Origin of the sequence: Pseudomonas sp. WPR_5_2 (assembly GCF_003634475.1) — a bacterium.
Lineage (GTDB): Bacteria > Pseudomonadota > Gammaproteobacteria > Pseudomonadales > Pseudomonadaceae > Aquipseudomonas > Aquipseudomonas izuensis.
In genome coordinates, this window is sequence record NZ_RBLA01000001.1 from 175,554 (window position 1) to 194,398 (window position 18,845).

Here is an 18,845-nt window from a genome sequence, read left to right on the forward strand (position 1 = left end):
CTGTATGCGTTATTCCCTTGTTGCACTTGCCATTGCCATCGCCTTGTCCAGCGGCCCGACCTGGGCGACGGACGCCGTCAACCCTGCCAAGGCCGCCAGTACGACGACAGCAGCCGTCAACAAGGACGTGCTCAAACAATTGCCGTTCCAGGACCGGGCCGACTACGAAGCCGCGCGCCGGGGGCTTGTGGCGGCTTTCGAGGGCGAGGTCAAGGACGCCGAGGGCAAGACGGTGTGGAACTCGCACCAATACGACTTCCTCAAGCAGGACCAGGCCCCGGACTCGGTGAACCCGAGCCTATGGCGCATGGCACAACTCAACACCAATGCCGGTCTGTTCCAGGTCACCGACAAGATCTACCAGATCCGCGGCATGGACCTGGCGAACATGACCATCATCGAAGGCGACGAAGGGCTGATCATCATCGACCCGCTCTACGTCACCGAGACCGCCAAGGCCGGCCTAGAGCTGTACTACCAGAACCGCCCGCGCAAACCGGTGGTGGCGGTGATCTACAGCCACAGCCATGTCGACCATTTCGGCGGCGTGCGCGGTGTGGTCGACGAAGCGGACATCAAGGCCGGCAAGGTGCGCATCTATGCTCCCGAAGGCTTCATGGAGCACGCCATCCAGGAAAACGTCCTGGCCGGCGCCGCCATGTTCCGGCGCGGGATGTACCAGAGTGGCGGGGCGGTGCCCAACAACGCGCTGGGGCAGGTGGACACGGGCATTGGCAAAGGCGCGCCGACGGGGGGCACCATCAGCCTGATAGCGCCGACCAACCTGGTGGCGCAAGCGGAAGAAACCCATGACATCGCCGGCGTGCAGTTCGTGTTCCAGCTGACGCCCGGCACCGAGGCACCTTCGGAGATGAACGTGTACCTGCCGCAAATGCAGGCGTTGTGCATCTCCGAGAACGCCACGAAAACCATGCACAACCTGCTGACCCCGCGCGGCGCGGAAGTGCGTGACGGCAAGGCCTGGGCGCAGTTCCTCGACGATGCGCTGGTGCGGTATGGCGACAAGGCCCAGGTAATGTTCGCCCAGCACAACTGGCCGACCTGGGGTGGCGAGAACATCCGCACCCTGCTCGCCGACGAGCGTGACATGTATGCCTTCGTCAATAACCGTACCCTGAACCTGCTCAACCAGGGCCTGACCCCGCTGGAAATCGCCGACGCGGTCAAGAAGCTGCCCGGTGAGCTAGACCGCAAATGGTATGCGCGGGGCTACTACGGCACCTTGAGTTTCAACACCCGCGCGGTGTATCAACGCTACCTCGGTTTCTACGACGGCAACCCGTCCAACCTCGATCCGCTGCCGCCGGTCGAAGCCGGCAAACACTACGTGCAGGCCATGGGCGGCGCCGACAAGGTACTGGCGCAGATGCACGCGGCAATGGACAAGGGTGACTATCGCTGGGCCGCGCAACTGGGCAATCACCTGGTCTTCGCCGAACCTGACAACAAGGCGGCCCGCGAGGCGCAGGCCGATACGCTGGAGCAGTTGGCCTACCAAAGCGAATCGGCGATCTGGCGCAACATGTACCTGACCGGGGCGCAGGAACTGCGTCAGATCAAGCCGCAGCAGGGCGCCCGTGTCACCGCCGACCTGATTCGTGCGGCGACCCCGACCATGTTCATGGACCTGCTGGCGGTGCGCATGGATTCGGACAAGGCCCAGGGCCACGACATGACCCTGAACTGGAACTTCGATGACCTCGATCAGCATTTCGCCCTGACCCTGCGCAACGGCGTGCTGACCTATCGCGAGCACGCCAGCCATGCACAACCTGTCGCCTCGGTGACGATGAGCAAGGCCGTACTGGACAAGATCAGTCTGCGCCAGCTGGATTTCCCGACGGCGCTCAAGCAGGGGGATATCAAGCTTGAAGGCGACGGCGAGCGCTTCAAGGCGATGCTCGGCATGCTGACCAGCTTTCAGCCGACGTTCAACGTCGTGACGCCCTGAACCATGGCCCGCCGGTTAGCAATAGCGCCGGGCAACGAGGGGGCGCCAGCGCCCTCTCGGGGTCAGAGCAACCATGACAACGTTCTGGTGGAACTGCCCGCCAGACCCCGTAAGCAACCGAAGCAGGCACGTTCGGTCGCATTGGTCGACGCGTTGAAAACCGCAGGACGCGAGATCCTCGAAGGGGAAGGGCGCGAGGCGCTGTCGATCTACCGGCTCTCCGATTATTCCGGGGTGGCGATCAGTTCCATCTACGAATATTTCCCCACCATCGAATCGTTGATCGGTGCGATTTTCGACGACTACCGTGCCGATGCCCGCCAGCAAGCGATTGCCAGCATCCACGCGCTTCCTGCTTCGGCCACCCTTTACGACGGCATCGAAATGGTCCTGCGCACCGGTCTTGCAGCCTTGCACCGCTGGTTGCAGATCGATTCGCAGCTGAGCATCAAGTCCGCCTACTACGGCGAACTGGTGCGCCTGGATATCGTCAAGCCGGAGCGCTTCTGGATTTCGATGGTCATTCCGGCGTTGGTGCAACGTTTTTCCGATCAGGTCCTGGTGCGTGATCGCGAGAAAGCGGGCTTTCTGGCTTACCAGGCCGTCACCGCGTTACCCCGTGCGTTGCTGATTGAAAAACCCGAATACCTGCTTCAGGACGACACCGTGCGGATGCTGACGCGCATGCTCCATGCACTGCTGACCACGGCGGACCCGGAATAACCCCTCAAGCCAATTGGCTTATTAGTAAAAAACACAATAAAAACAGTTGGTTGTGACGGCATCCGAGGTGTCGGAATCCGGAAATGATTTTACCTTCCCGCCCCCTACACTGGCTCTGCCATGAAAGCCGTCGCGCATCGACGGCCAGGGCACGAACCCATGAATTCCAGGAGACTGTCCATGACAAAAACAATAGAAGAACAGGTCGAACTGCTGCTGAGCGACCCGGTGGCCCTGGTCGAGCATAACTTGCAGAGCTGGAAGCATTTGCCTGTCGAACAGATCGACGCGCTGCAACTGGCAGGGCTCAAGCGCCGCTTCAACGAGATGCGTGACCGTATTGCAGTACTCAAGAAGCTCGCTGACGCGGAGGGCATCGAGCACATCGAGCACCTGGACGACGTGGTGCCACTGCTGTTCGAACACACCCTGTTCAAGTCCTACCCGCCATCGTTGCTGGAAAAGAACAACTTCGCCACCCTCAACAAATGGCTGGGCAAACTGGTGGTTCCGGAACTGGCGCAAAAGATCGCGACCGTCGACGTCAGCACCTGCACAGGCCTGGACGACTGGTTCGAAACCATGGACCGCGAACTCCCGGAGCTGTGCCTGAGCCACACCTCGGGTACTTCCGGCACGCTTTCGTTTCTGCCATGCAGTACCCGTGAGTTCGAAAAAGCCTCCCAGGTACGCAAGCTCTACGCCTGGAACATGACCGGCGCGGACACACCCGATCCGGACCTGCATACCGCTTACCCGTACTACCGCAAAGGCTACCTCAGCCATTTGCGCGGCATCGGTTCGCTGGTGCGGGTGCTGCTGCCGGACGCTTCGCATTTCCACCCGGCCTATCCGTCGACCCTGTCCAGTGACGTGCTGCGCCTGGGCGCCAGGCTTCGCGCCGCGCACAACAACGGCACGCTGGATCGCCTGGTGGTGGCGCCGGAACTGCTGGCCAAGAAAAAGGCGTTCGACCAGCAACAGGCCGAGATGCCGCAGCACCTGGCGGCCTTCTTCGATGACATCGCCACCCGGTTGAAGGGCAAGCGCGTGTACATCGGCGGCACCTGGAACCTGCTGCACAACATGGCCGTCGCCGGTCTGGAACGGGGCCTCGAAGGCGTGTTCCATCCCGATTCCTACATCATCACCACTGGTGGGGCCAAAGGCGTGGTGCCGCCGCAGAACTGGCGCGAAGACGTCATGCGCTTTCTGGGGGTGAAGACGCTGAACGAGTCCTATGCCATGTCGGAGGTGGTCAGCGGCTCGCATTTGAAATGCGAGCAGGGCAACTACCACTTTTCACACACCGCGATTCCGTTCCTGCTGGATCCGGAAACCAGCAAGCCGCTGCCACGCCACGGGCGTCAGACCGGGCGCGCGGCGTTCTTCGACCTGGGGGCCGATATCCACTGGGGCGGCTTCATCACCGGCGACGAAGTCACGATCGAGTGGGATGAACCCTGCAGCTGCGGTCGCCCCAGTCGCTACGTGGTCGGTGCGATCCAGCGCTACAGCGAAAAGAACGGCGGGGACGACAAGATCACCTGCGCGGCATCCGAACAATCCCATCGCGAGGCGATGGACTTCCTCAACACCCTGGAGGGCTGAGCCATGACCCACCCTATTGCGCCGATGATCATTCGTGGTCAAGTGATCACCGACAACCTGATTGAAGTGGGTGGTCGTGGCGGTGACCTGAGCTTCCTCACCCCCGACGCGAACAAGTACATCGACCAGCTGCCCTTGGGCAACCCGGCGAAAATGGCCGATCTGTACAGCCTGAGCTTCAACGACATTCTCGATTACGCCGTCGAACTCGGCGGGCGCCTGGACCTGGAAAAGAACCCGTACCTGCAGGAAGCCTGCGAGCTGTCGTTCCTGACCGCGCCCACCACCCCGACCATCGTCAAGGGCTCCTACATGGGCCTCAAGCATCTGCTGTCCCGTGAGTTCGTTACCGAAATGGCGGAAACCACGGTGGGCATCAAGTACCTGGAAGGCTGGGTGCCGCAGACCCTGCTCGACGGTACCGAGCTGGAAGTGCGCTGCTTCGGCGCCCGCACCTTGCACATCGTCGCCGGCAATGCGGTGTCCCTCTCGTTGTGGACCATCATCCGCAACATGGTCTTGCGCAGCGATGCAATCATCAAGGCGCCGTCCAACGACCCGTTCACCGCGTTGGCCATCGCCCGCACCATGGTCGACATGGCCCCGGACCATCCGCTGACCAAACACCTCTCGGTGGCTTACTGGAAGGGTGGCGACGAGGCATTCGAGAAGCGCCTGTATCAACCGCAGAACCTGGAAAAAATCGTCGCCTGGGGCGGCTTTGCCTCGATGAAGCACGTCACCAAGTACATCCAGCCGGGTCTGGAACTGATTTCCCTGGACCCCAAGCGCAGCGCCAGCATCATCGGCCAGGAGACCTTCGACAGCGAAGCGAACATGCGCGAAGCGGCGGTGCGGCTGGCCGTCGATATCGGTGCCATCAACCAGAAGGGCTGTGTCTGCGCACGGGTGGTGTATGTGCAGAGCGGCACGGATGAGCAGGGTCTTGAGAAACTCAACACCTTTGGCCGGTACGTCTATGACGCCATGCTCGGTTTGCCCAATACCCTCAGCACCACGCCCAAGCGTTATGACCAGGGCCTCAAGGCCCACGTCGACGCGCTGCGCCTGGATGACGAGTGGTACAAGGTCATCGGCGGCAAGGACGGCGAGGGCGCGATCATCTGCTCGCAGTTGCCGGAGCCCGTGTCCTTCGCCGCCAGCCTCGACGACCGTACCGCCAACCTGGTGCCGGTCGACGATTTGAGCGAAGTGATGGCGGCGGTCGATGCCTATACCCAGACCGTCGGCGTCTATCCGGAAAGCATCAAGGATCAGCTCAAGGATGTGCTGCCGCTGTATGGCGCCCAGCGCATTGTCTCGCTGGGCTATGCCGCCGCCATGAAATTTGCCGCGCCCCAGGACTCCATCGAACCGATGCGCCGCATGGGCAAGTGGATTTCCAACCAGATCGCGTCACCTGAAACCAGCGCCGCCCCGTGGCTGCGCCCGTCGATCTGACCCAACTCTCACGAACACCACAAGACCCTGTAGGAGCAAGGCTTGTCGGATCGCCGCACCGCCGCGATGGCGTCCTTTCAGTCGACATCTTTGCAGGATATGCCGGCCTCATCGCGGGCAAGCCTTGCTCCCACAAGTTTTGGGGTGTTTGTTCACTATTTGGAGAAACCAACATGACCACCTGCATCGGCTACGGCGTCCATGAAGCCAACGCCCCCCTCGAACCCCTGCGCTTCGAACGCCGTGCCCTGCGCGACGACGACGTTTCCATCGAGATCGACTACTGCGGCGTCTGCCATTCCGACATGCACTACGTGCACAACGATTGGAAAAGCACGCGTTTTCCCTGTGTACCGGGCCATGAAATTGTCGGCCGGGTCACCGCCGTGGGGCCGGCCGTCAACCGATACCACGTGGGCGACCTGGTCGCTGTCGGTTGCCTGGTCGACAGTTGCCAGCAGTGCGAGGCGTGTGAAGCTCACCAGGAACCGCATTGCACCCAGGGCATGACCCCGACCTACAACGGCCTGGACCGTATCAGCGGTGAAGTGACTCGCGGTGGCTATTCCCAACGCATCGTGGTGCGCGAGCGTTTCGTGCTGCGTGTGCCGCCGGCGCTGGACCCTCGCTTCACGGGGCCCTTGCTGTGCGCGGGCATCACCGTCTGGACGCCGATGCGCGAGCACAACGTCAAGGCGGGTACACGACTGGCCGTAGTCGGCCTCGGCGGGCTGGGCCACATGGCGGTCAAGCTGGGCGTTGCGTTGGGTGCGCAGGTTACGGTGATCACCACCTCGCCGGGCAAGGCCGACGATGCTATTGCACTGGGTGCGCATCATGTCCTGCTGTCCAGCGATCCGGCGGCCATGAAAAGTGCCGCCAGCAGCTTTGACTTGATCCTCGATACCATCCCGCGCACCCACAACGTCAATCCCTACCTGATGCTGCTGGCGCGTAACGGGACGCTGGTGCTGGTGGGCGCGCTGGAACCCCTGGAGCCGATCCACGGCGCTTTGCTGGCGGTCAACAATCGTTCAATTGCGGGCTCGTTGATCGGTGGCCTGGAGCAGACCCAGGAACTGCTCGACTTCTGCGCCGAGCACGAAGTGCTGCCGATGTGCGAGATGATCGACATCCAGGACATCAACCAGGCGTTCACGCGCATGCACAACAATGACGTGAAGTATCGCTTCGTGATCGACATGGCGTCGCTCAAGGATGTCGACCCCGCCTGACGATACATTCTCGAGAATGCCGGCCCCCCTTTCGTTCGGTGCCTCGCTCCGGTCCTGCTCCGTGGGCCCGCCGCGATCGGCCATCCTTGGCCGTGCGCGGCTAACCCGGCATCCATGCCGGGTTGCCCACTGCGCAGAACCTCCACTCGGCCTCACGAGGGGGCGAACACCGCGAAAAGTCAAAGCGAGGCGGCCTGACAGCCGACCTGATTTCACGGGTGCACTCGCTCTCCTGTGGGAGCGAGCCTGCTCGCGATGGTCTTCCAGACAACGAGATCATCCAGACAGGGCGCGTAATCGTTGACGTCCTTCGCGAGCAGGCTCGCTCCCACAGGGGGATGACGGGCATCCGTCAAAATCAGGTCGGCTGTCAGGCCGCCTCGCTTTGCTTTTGATCTGGGCGACTCACGGAGCAATGCCGGAGTGAGGGTATGCCGAGCCTGAGCGAGGCACCGAGTGGTGGGGCAAGAGCCCTTGGTTACTTGGGGCTCTTCCAAGTGACTCGCTGTAAGAGCGATACCGCCAGCCGCCGTTACCGAAGAAACGGATATGTACACCAGTCGAAAGTAACAACGAAAAAAAGCCCCGATGCCCCAGCCTGACCAAAGGCGGTAGGGGACATCGAGGCGAAAAACGAAGGGGTAACCGTTAATTTACGAAACAGCTCAGGACACGCAACGCGCCTTGTCTTTCCAGTACTTCTCACGCACCTGCCGACGTAGCACCTTGCCCACCACACTGACCGGCAGTACCTCGACAAACGTGATCGACTTGGGCGCCTTGAATCGACCCAGGCGGCCTTTCACATGCTCGATCAAGGCATCGACCGACACGATCTCGCCAGCCTTGAGCACCACTTCGGCATGCACCGCTTCACCCCATTCCTCATGGGGAATGCCGACTACCGCGGAGTTGGACACCGCCGGGTGGGCATTGAGCGCTGCTTCCACTTCGATGGCGTACACGTTGAAGCCACCGGTGATGATCATGTCTTTCTTGCGGTCAACCAGGAACAGGAAACCCTCGGGATCGATGTAGCCCAGGTCGCCGGACTTCCAGTAGCCGTTGTGAAACTCCTGCGCCGTGCCTTCCGGATTCCTGAAGTAACCCGAGATGGTGCCCCGGGAACGCACCCACAATTCACCGGTGGTGCCTAGCGGCACTTCCTCGCCGTTGTCGTCGACAATCAGAATCTCTGCACCGACGGCGATGCGCCCGGCCGAGGACAGTTGTTTCTCGTTACGGGGCAGGTGATCCGCTTTGCTCAGCAGTGCGACCGCGTGCAGGCTTTCAGTGGCACCGTAGATCTGCATGAAGATGTTGCCGAAACGCTCCTGGGCCTGACGCAATTTGGCGGGGCTCATCGGTGCCGCGCCGTAGGCCATGGTCTGCAGTGAAGACAGGTCGTAGTCCCGGGCTTCGGGCATTTCCAGCAGGCGATAGATCATGGTCGGCACGAGCAGGGTCATGGTGACCTTTTCGGCTTCGATGTTGCGGCACAGGCGCGCCAGGTCCGGGACGTTCTGGGTCAGGGTGCAACCGCCGCGAAACAGTGTTGGCAGCAGACCCAGGCCAGAACCGTGGCTGATGGGCGCCATGTGCAGGAAACGCGTGTCCGGCTGGTAAGGCTGCTCGGCCTCCAGGTACATCGAATCGCGCAGCGCCATCCAGTTATCGAGGGTGTAGGCGGCGCACTTGCTTTGCCCGGTGGTGCCACCGGTGAAGCGATAGACCAGCGGGTCCTTCTGCATGTCGTTGTCGACACCGGGGTTGTGATCCGGCACGCCTACAAGCAGGTCCCAGAAACACAAAAGCCCCTCGCGCGGGGTTTCTGGCGGGTCCATGCAGACGACGGTGATGCCCTGATCGTGCAGCAGGTCGAAATAGCGATCGATCAATGCGTTCTCGATGAACACCACCTTGGGGCGCAGGAACTCGACTTGCCAGCGGTGTTCCTCGAACGCGTCGCGGTAGTTGGTATAGGCAGCGGCAGCGTCGCCCTTGAGCGCCGTCCAGGCATGGAACAGCGAGATGTTGTCGTTTTCCAGAATGCAGAGATAGACATCCCCGCGGCGAAGCCCCAGACGCCCGCGCAGCATGTTGACGATGCGATTGGTCAGCGAATGGAGCTCACGGAAGTTGTAGCGACGATTGCGCTCGATGTTGACCAGGGCTTCCCGGTCGCCAAAGCGCACGGCCAGGTTACCGACCGTGTTTGCGAAGTTCATTATTGTCATGGTTATTCTCCGTCCGGGCGTGTGGCTGCACGCCCGTTGCGATCATCATCGCGAGTTTAAACCGGGCCCCGGCCCGGGAATACTCAGGCCTGTCGAGCCTTGATAGCCGCCATGGCCGTGTCGATGAAGACCTTGACCTGCTCGTTGGCGTCGTTGCGCGGCGCGGCAGTGCTCCAGTCGGTGATCTGTGCCAGGTGCGCCTCGATGGCCTCCGGCGACAGTTCGTCATTGCCGATGTACACCGGAGCGGTCTCTTCCATGCGCACCGCCGAGAACACACCGGCGCCGGCACCCAGGATCAGCTTGGTCGGCGCGTTTTCGCTGACCAGGAACAAGGCGCCCGGAGTGACCTGTTCGGGACGGCTGGCCGCCAGCAGCTCGGCCGGCATGACGTCTTCGGTCATGCGGGTGGCGGCCATCGGCGCCAGGGTGTTGACCAGGATGTTGTGCTTGCGGCCTTCGATGGCCAGCATGTTCATCAGGCCGACCACGGCCATTTTCGCCGCGCCATAGTTGGCCTGGCCGAAGTTGCCGAACAGGCCGGCGGCGGAGGTGGTCATCAGGACGCGGCCGTAGTTTTGCTCGCGCATCACATCCCATACGGCCTTGGTGCAGTTGATCGAGCCCATCAGGTGGACATTGATCACTGCGTTGATGTCGGCCATCTCCATTTTGGCGAACGACTTGTCGCGCAGGATGCCGGCGTTGTTGATCAGGATGTCGACACGACCGAAGGCTTCGACCGTCTGCTTGACCATGGCCTGGACCTGTTCGTAGTCGGCCACGTTGGCGCCGTTGGCAATGGCGACGCCACCGGCCTGGCGGATTTCCTCGACCACGGCCAGGGCGGCTTCGGTGGAACTGCCGGAGCCGTCACGGCTGCCGCCGAAGTCGTTGATCACCACCTTGGCGCCACGGGCGGCAAGATTCAGGGCGTGGACGCGGCCAAGGCCGTTGCCGGCGCCGGTGACAATAGCGACGCGATCATCAAAACGAATGGTCATTGTATTTTCCTCTGGTGAAATAGTAGTAGGCGGAGAACGGCGGAGGAAGTACGTGGTTTCCCCGGGGTCGCCGTTCTCCATAAACATCAGGCGCGGCTGAAGATGCCGACGTGCTCGGTGGACTCTTCCACACGCCACAGGCCGCCGCCGTTGCCTTGCAGGGCAAAGCGCGCGCCTTCGACCTGACGTGGGCCACAGTTGCCGCGCAGCTGCTCCACCAGTTCGAAGATCTGCCCGATGCCGGTGGCGCCGATCGGATGGCCCTTGGACTCAAGGCCCCCGGACGGGTTGACCGGCAGCCGGCCACCCAAAGCGCTGTCGCCGCGTTCGGCCATCACACCGCTCATGCCCGGTTCGCACAGGCCCAGGGCTTCGATCGCCAGCAGTTCGCCGATGGCGGTGGCGTCATGCACCTCGGCCACATCGATGTCCTGCGGGGCAATGCCCGCTTGCTCGAACGCGGCCTTGCCGGCCAGGTGGGTGCAACCCTTGTCGAAGTCTTCGGCGGCACGGGCCGAGGCCGAGCGCACGACGCTGGCCAGTACCCTGATCGCGCGGTTCTTGTTGAAGCCGTATTTCTTCAGGGCCGATTCGGTGCACAGAATCGCGGCGGCGGCGCCATCGGAAATCGGCGAGCACATCGGCAGGGTGATCGGGTAGGTGATCGGCGGCGCGGCGAGGATCTCTTCAATGCTCATGGCATTGCGGTACTGGGAGCGTTCGTTGTGCACCGAGTGGCCGTGGTTCTTCGAGGACACAGCGGCCAGTTGCCGCTGGGTGATGCCATAGCGTTCCATCAGACCGCCACGGCCCAGGGCCGCGTAGACGTCCATGAATGGGCTGTAGGGTTTTTCCGATTGCGAACCGGCGGGTGGCACGATGCCTTTGCCCATGCTAGCCAGGTAGTGCTTGTTTTCCTCGAAGGTCTCGATGTCCCAGGCGGATTCGAAGGCCGAGAACATTTTCGCCTTGTCGCTGTAGAACATCTTCTCCGCGCCAACCGCCAGGGCCACCTCGGCGGCGCCGGCCTGTAGCTGGGTAACGGCCAGGTTGAAGGCATGGCTCGAAGAGGCGCAGGCGCCTTCAATGTTGAAGATCGGGATGCTGTCCAGGCCCAACGGCAACAGTGCCACCTGGCCACGGATCATGTGCTGGCCATCGAAATGGCCCTGGGTGCAGTTGCCGAAAAATCCGACCTGAATCCACTTGCGGTCGCAATCGGCATCTTTCAGGGCATCTTCCACCGCCCAGGCGGTAAGTTGCTTGATGGTCTTGTCAGTGTGACGGCCGAAGGCGGTCATGCCGACGCCGACGATGTATACGTTTTCCATCGTTACCTCGAATCACTCAGTAAAAAGGGGCAGGGCGCCTGAATCCGGTTTCTGTGGGAGCGAGCCTGCTCGCGAAGACGAAATTCCAACCACAGAAGATGCGGCGGCAGTACCGGCCTCTTCGCGAGCAGGCTCGCTCCCACAGGTTTCGAAGCTGCGAATCAGTAACCCTTGAAATCCGGTTTGCGCTTTTCGGCGAAGGCGCGCACGCCCTCGGCCATGTCGTAGGAGCGCTGGTGATCGCGCAGTGTCAACAGTTCCTGGCGCAGTGCATCGGCGCGGGACTTGTCACCGGCTTCGTCGGCCACTTTCTTCATCTTGCGCAGCACCAGCGGGCTTTTCCCGGCCAGCTTGGCGCCCAATGCCTGCACGCGCCCGACCAGTTCACCATCGGCGACCACTTCGCTGACCAGCCCGTAGTTCTTCATGTCCTGGGCGGGCAGGGCGTCACCGGTGAACAGCATGTACTTGGCGATGTTCTCCGGGATCTTGCGTGGCAATACCGCTGCGCCACCACCGCCGGGAAACACGCCGAAGTTGGAGTGGGCATCGCCGAAACGCGCACTTTGCGCGGCAATCACCAGGTCGCAGCACAGCACGGTTTCCAGGCCACCGGCCAGGGCCAGGCCATTGACCGCGGCGATCACCGGTTTGGGAAACGCACGCAGCGCATCGAAAAAGGTAACGATGGTGTCCAGCAGATCCTTCTCGCCGGGTTGCGGCGTGCCGCCGGCCTTGAGGTCGGCGCCGGCACAGAAGGCCGGGCCAGTGGCGGTCAGGGCTACCACGCGGACTTGATCGTCGTTTTCCCAGGCGTGCAAGCGGGCGGTCATGGCCTCCAGCATTTCACGGTTAAGGGCGTTCATGGCTTTCGGACGGGTCAGGGTGATCCAGCCCACCTGACCCTTGATGTCAAAAGAAACGGACTCGCTCATCTCCAATCCTCGATCTCAATGCAATTGACGTTTCTGTCTGGACTGGAAATTACGCGAGTCACTCAGGCCCTCACCCCCCCCCTTGCGGACGGGGCGCCGACCGCTTCGCCTGTTGCAGGATGGGCGTCACATCCAGGCAATAAGCCAAGGGCGGAGAGTCAATCATGCAGACAAATGTCATCAACGCCGGCGATCTGTTGGTCGCCACCAAGTTCTCGCCACCGCGTCTGAACGCCCGGCACATCCCCCGTGCCTACCTGCTGGGTCGTTTGCGCGAGTCGCAACTTTGCAGTGCCACCCTGATTACCGGCGGCGCGGGGTTCGGTAAAACGATCTTGCTCGCCCAATGGCGTCTGGAATTGATGAAAGCCGGGCTGGACGTGGCCTGGGTTTCGTTCAGCCTTGACGACCGCCAGTTCGCCAGCTTTCTGTCCTACCTGCTGGCAGCCTTGCAGCGCCTGGGCATCGCGATCGAACAGGATTGGCTCAACAGTGACGGCAGCGAACAATCGATCAATGCCTTGATCGCCCTGATCACCCACGCCGCACAAGACCTCGAAACAGAAATGCACCTGCTGCTTGACGACTTCCATCATGTCGACTCGCCGACCGCGCACCGGCTGATGCAGAAATTACTGGATCATTGCCCGTCCAACCTGCACATCACCCTTGCCTCGCGCAACACGCCGCCGCTGAGTCTGGGGCGTTTGCGCATGCAGGGCCATGTGGCCGAGATCGATACCGCGGAATTGCCGTTCGATGTCGATGAAACCCGGGACTTCTTCAAGCAAAACCTCAGTGTCCTGCCACTCACCGCCGACGAAGAACGCCTGATCCATGACTTGACCAATGGCTGGCCCGCGAGCTTGCAACCCATCGCCACCATGTTGCGGGTGCGTCCGACCCGGCGCACGCAACTGCGTTCGATCCTGCGTAACTCGGCGGACCTTCAGGCTTACTTGACCGAGGACGTGGTGGCGTGCCTGCCGCCGGAGTTGCTGGAGTTCATGGAAAAGGTCTCGATACTGCGGCGTTTCAATGCCGACGTTGGCGAGTTCGTCACCGGCTGCCCCCATGCGCAAGACATGATCAAGCGGGCAGAGGACGAGAATTTGTTGATCCATCGCATCGAATCGGAAGACAGCTCGCCCTGGTACCGTTTCCATCCGCTGTTTGGCGAATTTCTCACCCAGCGCCTGACGGCCCGTGGCGAGGCGGTGGTGCAGGCGCTGCATCGACACGCCAGCCAGTGGTTCGCCGAACATGACTATCTGGTGGAAGCGGTGCGCCACGCCAATCTGGGCGGTGACCGTGATTACGCCGTCAAGGCCATGGAACAGGCGGCGTCCAGCACCTGGAGCATGGCCTATATCAGTCCGATGCTGCACCTGCTCGAACGCTTGCCCCAGGATATTCTGTTCGCCCATCCGCAACTGTTCATCATGGGTTGCCTGACCTATGCCTTTACCGCCCGCCCGGAAAAGGCCCAGCGCTGGCTGGAGCAGATCCGCCGCAGCGAGGCCTCACGCAACCCGGCGATCTCCTCGAAACTGGTGCTGGCCGACGCCGCCATTGCCCTGACACTGGATCAGCCCCATCGGGTCATCGGCCTGCTGGAACCGACCCTCCAGACACCTCTGGAAAACCGTTCGTTGCGCTACATCAGCCTGTCGGGGCTGGCCACCGCCTATCTGTCGGTGGGGCGTGCGGATGATGCGCGCCGACTCCAGGAGCGGCATCCGATCGACCTTCAAGACTGCGACAACGACATGGCCATGGTCTTTGAAAGCACCCGGGCGCTGACCCGTCTCAGGGAGGGCAATGCCCGGCAGGCACAAAACATCGGGACCCGCGTTACCGAGCGTGCCGAACACACCTATGGACGCGACTCGGTTGCAGCCAATCTGTGCGCCGCCACGCTCTGCGATGCTTACTACGAACTGAATCAGCTCGACGACGCGTTGCGGGTGCTGGCCAACCGCAGCGGGATTCTGCGTTCATCCCTGCCCGAAGTGATGGGGCGGGCTTCGATCTGCCGCGCACGCATTACCTTGCAGCGCGAGTCAGCCCAGGCTGCCTTGCATTTCCTCGAGGCGCAGGGCGCGCACTTTCATGTACTGGGCCTGGACCGGCTGCTGGCCATGATGCTGGCCGAGCAAGTGCGCGTGCTGATACAGCAGGGGGAAAGTCGTCGCGCTGCCGAGCTGATGACGCGATTGACGGCCCTGGAAGCCGAGCAACGCCCGCACGCCGAAGCACGGGAGGCCATCGGTTGCCTGGCGGCGATGTCCCGAGTGCGACTGGCACTGGCCGGGCGCGAGCCGGGACAGGCCCTGGAACACCTGCAGTCCATTGCCGCCTACATCGAGCAGTCGGCAAAGGGACGCACACTGGTTCGTCTTCGCTTGCTCGGTGCCCTGGCTCACCACATGCTCGATCAGCCGGATCAGGCGCGGGCATACCTGCAACAGGCCCTGGAGGCGGGTGCCAGGATGGGATTGGTCCGTACGCTGCTTGATGAAGGCCCGGCGGTGCTCGCGTTGCTGGCTCAAGGGCAGGACGAAATCGCCCGGGACAGTTCGACCGCGGATTACCTGAAGACATTGCTCAACCGCGAATCACCCCACGAGGAGCCCACGCCAGCGGCGGTTGCCCCCAGGAGCATGTCGGACGGGCCACGGGCCAGCCTGACGCCGCGAGAGCTGGAGATCCTCGGCCTGATCGCCCAGGCCATGTCGAATAAACGCATTGCCCTGACGCTGAACATCACCTTTGGCACGGTGAAATGGAATGTGAAAAACATCCTCGCCAAGTTGGGGGTGTCAAGCCGCTATGCGGCGATCTCCCTGGCTCGCCAGCAGGGCATGCTCAAGTAACCGGATGCGCGCGGCGCCCCGTGCACCCTCCCGAGACGGGAGGCGCATGCGTCGCTGGCCAACCCCCATGCTCAGGTCAGCATCGACTACCCGACCCGGTTCAAGAGGAAGACCATGAGCGATACATCAGCAGCATTCCTGAGCGAGCAGGAAATCATGATCCGCGACGCCGCCCGCAAAGTGGCGCAGGAAGTCGTGGCTGCCACGGCGGCCGAGCGCGACCGCACGGGCGCCTGGCCGCACGCGGAACTCAAGGCGGTGGCCGAACTCGGCTTCCTGGGCATGCAGATTCCCGAGGAGGCCGGCGGTTCGGGCATGTCCTTTCCTGAATACTGCCTGTGCATCGAGGAATTTGCCGCAGCGGATGCCGGCTTCGCGACCATTCTGCATGTCCACAACGGCATGACCGACATGCTGCATCGCTTCGGCACCGAGGGGCAAAGGCAGCAGTACCTGGCCGGGATGATTTCCGGCGAGCTGATTGCCGCCGGCTTGCTGACCGAGCCCCAGGCCGGTTCCGACACCGCCGCGTTCCGCACCACGGCGCGCCGCGACGGCGACCATTACGTTCTCAACGGCAGCAAGCAGTTCATCTCCAACGGCAGCGAGGCGGGGGTTGCCTTTGCCATTGCCGCGACCACCGATACTCCGGAAGGCCGCAAGGGCCCGAGCATGTTCATCATCGACCCGCGGGAGCCGGGTTATATCGTGGCGCGGGTTGAAAGCAAGATGGGCCAGCGCTCGGCGCATGTGGCGGCCATTCAACTGGATAACTGCCGGGTGCCGGCGCACAACTTGCTGGCGGAGGAAGGTACGGCCTACAAACGCCTGATGGCCACCCTGTCCGAAGGCCGGATCGGCATCGCCGCCGTGGCCGTGGGCGCCGCCCGTGCCGCACTGGAAGCGGCGGTGAAGTATGCCAACGAACGTGAAGCCTACGGCGCGCCGATCATCAAGCTGCAAGGCGTGGCGTTCGATCTGGCCGACATGGCCACCCAGTTCGAAGTCGCCCAGAACTACATGCTGCACGCCGCTCGCCTGCATTACGCCGGCGTGCCCTGCGCCAAGGAAGCGTCCATCGCCAAGCTGTTCGCCAGCGAAATGGCCGAGAAGGTTTGCTCCGAAGCGTTGCAAATCCATGGCGGCTACGGCTACCTCAGCGATTTCCCGGTGGAGCGCTACTGCCGTGATGTGCGGGTGACCAAGATCTACGAGGGCACCAGCCACATCCAGAAAGTGATCATCGCTCGCAACCTGTAACCGGGCAGCGTTGACCTTTGCGGAGAACTTCAGGCACGGCCAGGCATGACCTGGCCGATGCGGCATCAGGAGGAATTGAGTGTGACTGACAGTGCAGTGCTGTATGAAAAGATTGGCAAGACCGCGCTGATCACCTTGAACCGGCCACAGAAAAAAAATGCCTTCGAGGCCGCCATTAACGAAGCCTTGCCGGCAGCCCTGAAGGCAGCGAAGGACGATCGTTCGGTGCGCTCCATCGTCCTGACCGGTGCCGGCGGAGCGTTCTGTTCCGGTTTCGACCTGGGCAGCCTGGAGGAGGGCGAGGACGCTGTGTTTGCCGGGCGCAAACTGGTGCTGGGTTTTCAGGAGTGGTTCGGCAGTCTGGTGGACCTGCCAAAACCGGTGATCGCGGCGGTCGATGGCGCGGCCGTGGGGGCAGGCTTCTCGCTGGCCCTGGCCGCCGATTTCATGTTCGTCACGCCACGGGTACGGCTGTTGCCGACTTTCCTGAGCCTGGGGCTGGTGCCGGACCTGTCGATGCTTTACGTCTTGCCAAGGGTGGTGGGGCTGGCCAAGGCCAAGGAGCTGGTGTTTTGTGCACGGCCGATCGATGCGCAACAGGCGTTGGCGCTGGGTCTGGCTCAAGCCGTCATCCCCCAGGAACAACTGGTGGAGAGCGCCTTACAGTTCGCCCGGCAGTTCGATGACGCGCCGTCCGATGCGTTAGGATTGGCCAAGACCCTGCTCAACCGCTCGTTCGAGACCGACCGCCACGCGATGACCCAGTTCGAAGCCAGCGCCCAGTCATTGTGCGGGGCCAGTCGATACCATGCCGAAGCCGTGCGCCGCTTTCTCGGCAAGGAAGGGTTGCCCTACCCGGGCGCGGTGTTGCCACAGCCATGAAGCCCCAAAGAGGGAGGGGCAGCCGGCCTTCGGGCCTGCCTATCCTTGAGACTCAAGACCTGCCGTCCGGCGCTGCTTGCCGGAGAACGCCAGGGAGCCGGCAGGATTTCCAATATTGAGGAGTAAGACATGATGCAGAAAGTCGTCGTCGCGGGTGTAGGTATGATCCCCTTCGTCAAACCTGGCCAGAGCGAGACCTATGCGGTCATGGGCGAGCAGGCCGTGCGGCTGGCCCTGGCGGATGCCGGCGTCGGTTACGAGTCGGTCCAGCAGGCGTTTGCCAGTTACATCTTTGGTGATTCCACCAGTGGCCAGCGTGTGCTGTACAACGTCGGCATGACCGGCATCCCGGTGATCAACGTCAACAACAACTGCGCCAGCGGGTCAACGGCACTGTTCCTGGCCAACCAGGCCATCGCCAGCGGTATGGTCGACATCGTCCTGGCGTTCGGTTTCGAGCAGATGGTTCCGGGGGCCATCCCCAGTGCCTTCCCGGACCGTCCGAGCCCGCTGGAGCTGTTCCTCGATCAATGCGACGAAGCGATTCCCGGTGCCGCACAGATTCCGGCGGCGCTGCGTATCTTCGGCAGCGCTGGGGTGGAGCACATGAATCGCTTCGGCACACCACTGGAAACCTTCGCCAAGATTCGCGCCAAGGCCAGCCGTCACGCCGCGAACAATCCAAAAGCCGTGTTCCGCAAAGTCGTCACCACCGAAGAAGTCATGGCCGATCAGGTGATGTGGCCGGGCGTCATGACGCGTCTGATGGCCTGCCCGCCAACCTGCGGCGCAGCGGCGGTGGTGTTGTGCAGCGAAACCTACGCCAGAAAGCATGGACTGGATCGCGGCGTGTCGATTGCCGGTCAGGCCCTGACCACCGATGGCGCGGAAACCTTCAAGTCGGGCGACATGCGTGACGTTGCCGGTTACTCGATGTCCCGCGCGGCTGCGAAGAAGGCCTATGAAATGGCCGGTATCGGCGCCGAGGACGTGCACGTCGTCGAACTCCATGACTGCTTCGCCCAGAATGAGCTGTTGACCTACGAATCCCTGGGCCTGTGCCCGGAAGGCGGGGCACAGAAGTTCGTCGACGACGGCGATAACACCTATGGCGGCCAGTACGTGGTCAACCCGTCCGGCGGCCTGCTGTCCAAGGGGCATCCGATCGGCGCCACGGGCCTGGCGCAATGCACTGAGCTGGTCCTGCAACTGCGCGGCCGCGCCGAACAGCGCCAGGTAGAAGGCGCGCGCATCGCCCTGCAACACAACGTCGGTATCGGTGGCGCCTGTGTCGTCACGCTGTACCGCAAAGACTGAC

The 18,845-nt window shown here is 62.4% G+C and carries 13 protein-coding genes; 9 read left to right on the forward strand and 4 right to left on the reverse strand.

All coding sequences use genetic code 11. The features are described from left to right. Positions 1–4: 4 nt before the first annotated feature. The 5 genes from BJ917_RS00770 (at position 5) to BJ917_RS00790 (ending at position 7,002) form a co-directional block, all read left to right on the forward strand. Entirely contained in the window at positions 5–1,972 is a 1,968-nt protein-coding gene (locus BJ917_RS00770; protein ID WP_121101043.1) for an alkyl/aryl-sulfatase, read from the forward strand. Between the two features lie 3 nt (positions 1,973–1,975). After that, positions 1,976–2,695 carry a TetR/AcrR family transcriptional regulator gene (locus BJ917_RS00775; RefSeq protein WP_121101045.1) on the forward strand — a complete coding sequence of 240 codons (720 nt, stop codon included), beginning with the start codon at positions 1,976–1,978 and terminating at the stop codon, positions 2,693–2,695. A 180-nt stretch (positions 2,696–2,875) separates the two neighbouring features. Continuing rightward, positions 2,876–4,306: a hypothetical protein gene (locus BJ917_RS00780; protein ID WP_121101049.1), complete on the forward strand. Its 1,431-nt coding sequence runs from the start codon at positions 2,876–2,878 to the stop codon at positions 4,304–4,306. Positions 4,307–4,309: 3 nt separating this feature from the next. Then, positions 4,310–5,767 (forward strand): acyl-CoA reductase, encoded by a 1,458-nt coding sequence (locus BJ917_RS00785; protein ID WP_121101051.1) that lies wholly within the window; start codon positions 4,310–4,312, stop codon positions 5,765–5,767. 173 nt (positions 5,768–5,940) lie between these two features. Then, positions 5,941–7,002 carry an NAD(P)-dependent alcohol dehydrogenase gene (locus tag BJ917_RS00790; protein ID WP_121101054.1) on the forward strand — a complete coding sequence of 354 codons (1,062 nt, stop codon included), beginning with the start codon at positions 5,941–5,943 and terminating at the stop codon, positions 7,000–7,002. Positions 7,003–7,667: 665 nt separating this feature from the next. Here the strand turns inward: BJ917_RS00790 and BJ917_RS00800 are convergent. The 4 genes from BJ917_RS00800 to BJ917_RS00815 form a co-directional block, all read right to left on the reverse strand. Continuing rightward, entirely contained in the window at positions 7,668–9,239 is a 1,572-nt protein-coding gene (locus BJ917_RS00800) for an AMP-binding protein (protein WP_254007533.1), read from the reverse strand. An 83-nt stretch (positions 9,240–9,322) separates the two neighbouring features. Next, positions 9,323–10,243, reverse strand: coding sequence for an SDR family NAD(P)-dependent oxidoreductase (locus BJ917_RS00805; protein WP_121101060.1), 921 nt, complete (start codon positions 10,241–10,243; stop codon positions 9,323–9,325). Positions 10,244–10,329: 86 nt separating this feature from the next. Next, positions 10,330–11,574 carry a thiolase family protein gene (locus tag BJ917_RS00810; RefSeq protein WP_121101063.1) on the reverse strand — a complete coding sequence of 415 codons (1,245 nt, stop codon included), beginning with the start codon at positions 11,572–11,574 and terminating at the stop codon, positions 10,330–10,332. A gap of 161 nt (positions 11,575–11,735) precedes the next feature. Further along, the gene (locus tag BJ917_RS00815) at positions 11,736–12,509 is read right to left on the reverse strand and encodes an enoyl-CoA hydratase/isomerase family protein (RefSeq protein ID WP_121101066.1); all 774 of its coding nucleotides are present in this window, start codon (positions 12,507–12,509) and stop codon (positions 11,736–11,738) included. A gap of 164 nt (positions 12,510–12,673) precedes the next feature. Between BJ917_RS00815 and BJ917_RS00820 the strand changes: the two genes are divergently transcribed. The 4 genes from BJ917_RS00820 to BJ917_RS00835 all read left to right on the forward strand — a co-directional run bounded on the left by BJ917_RS00820 (position 12,674) and on the right by BJ917_RS00835 (position 18,844). Beyond that, the gene (locus BJ917_RS00820) at positions 12,674–15,385 is read left to right on the forward strand and encodes a LuxR C-terminal-related transcriptional regulator (RefSeq protein WP_121101068.1); all 2,712 of its coding nucleotides are present in this window, start codon (positions 12,674–12,676) and stop codon (positions 15,383–15,385) included. Between the two features lie 114 nt (positions 15,386–15,499). Next, complete coding sequence (locus BJ917_RS00825) at positions 15,500–16,645, forward strand: acyl-CoA dehydrogenase family protein (RefSeq protein WP_096511586.1); 1,146 nt, start codon at positions 15,500–15,502, stop codon at positions 16,643–16,645. Between the two features lie 81 nt (positions 16,646–16,726). Continuing rightward, entirely contained in the window at positions 16,727–17,527 is an 801-nt protein-coding gene (locus BJ917_RS00830; RefSeq protein ID WP_096515393.1) for an enoyl-CoA hydratase/isomerase family protein, read from the forward strand. Positions 17,528–17,656: 129 nt separating this feature from the next. Next, positions 17,657–18,844 carry a lipid-transfer protein gene (locus tag BJ917_RS00835; protein WP_121101071.1) on the forward strand — a complete coding sequence of 396 codons (1,188 nt, stop codon included), beginning with the start codon at positions 17,657–17,659 and terminating at the stop codon, positions 18,842–18,844. Position 18,845: the final 1 nt, after the last annotated feature.